The following is a 1293-nucleotide window of genomic DNA, read 5'->3' on the forward strand; positions in this document are numbered from 1 at the left end:
GGTATGAACCGGAAACATGGGTAACACTTTAGACCGGATACATGGGTAACAGTTATAACTGGCATAGAAGAGGAGACTCGCTATGCCCTGGACTGAGACCCGACCTATGCAACGCCTTGATTTTATCCGTGCCTGCCATGCAGGTACGGACTCCTTCTCCGCTCTTTGCCGTCTTTTTGGTATCAGCCGCAAAACCGGCTACAAATGGCTTCAGCGTTTTGACCCTTCTGACCTGTCCTCTCTCTCTGACCGGTCGCGCGCACCATGCTCTCACTCCCGGACGGTTCCTGATGAGGTCGTCGGACACCTGACTGCCCTGCGTCAGAAACACCCTGACTGGGGCCCGAAAAAACTGCGGATGTGGCTCCTCAATCATCACGTCGATTTTACCGTTCCTGCTGCCAGCACTGTCGGCGATATCCTCAAGCGTGAAGGCCTGGTACCTGACAGAAAGAGAAAGCGCAGAACGCCGGGGAATCGCCGGCCCCTGACCAGCATCAGTGAAAACAATCAGGTCTGGAGCGCTGATTTTAAAGGCAAGTTCAGGCTGCTGAGCAGAGAGTACTGTCATCCCTTTACCCTGACCGACAACCACAGCCGGTATCTGCTGAGCTGCCGTGGAACAGACCGTGAGAGCGAGCCCTTCGTCAGGCACTGTCTGACGGAGGCGTTCCTGGAGTACGGTCTGCCGGACGTTCTGAGAACCGATAATGGTCAGCCCTTCGCAGGGACGGGTATCGCCGGGTTAAGTCGCCTTGCCGTCTGGCTGATAAAGCTGGGCGTCAGACCGGAGCGTATCCGGCGGGGCCATCCCGAAGAGAACGGGCGGCACGAACGCATGCACCGTTCCCTGAAAAGTGCGCTGGCGCAGGGGAACACCTTCATGACGATGGAAGAACAACAGCGGTGGTTCAGTGACTACCGGGAAGAATTTAACTACGAAAGACCGCATGAAGCCCTGGCGGGTGCAACGCCCGGAACGGTGTGGCACCCCTCGAAGCGCCAGTGGGATGGCCGTGTTCCTGACTATGCCTATCCGTCAGGAGGAACGGTCTACAGGGTGAAATCGAGGGGGACACTCTATATGGGGAAAAAGGGGACGGTGTTCCTGAGTGAAGCGCTGACTGATGAGTACATCATGCTGGAAGAACAAGATGATGGCCTGGAGGCCATCATCTTCAACGGAATAACGCTTGCGTACTACGACCGAAAAACCCAGAGTGTGGTGCGGATAGACTAAAAGTGTTACCTATGTTCCCGGTCTGATCTGTCACCTATGTATCCGGTCATACA

At 55.8% G+C, this 1293-nt stretch carries 1 protein-coding gene; it reads left to right on the forward strand.

The genetic code is table 11. The annotated features are described in order from the left end of the window. The first annotated feature begins 82 nt into the window (after positions 1 to 82). Positions 83 to 1240, forward strand: a complete 1158-nt coding sequence (locus AA74_RS0101385; RefSeq protein ID WP_025910470.1) for a DDE-type integrase/transposase/recombinase — start codon at positions 83 to 85, stop codon at positions 1238 to 1240. Positions 1241 to 1293: the final 53 nt, after the last annotated feature.

Source organism: Enterobacter sp. 5-4 (genome assembly GCF_000612205.1).
Lineage (GTDB): Bacteria > Pseudomonadota > Gammaproteobacteria > Enterobacterales > Enterobacteriaceae > Enterobacter > Enterobacter roggenkampii.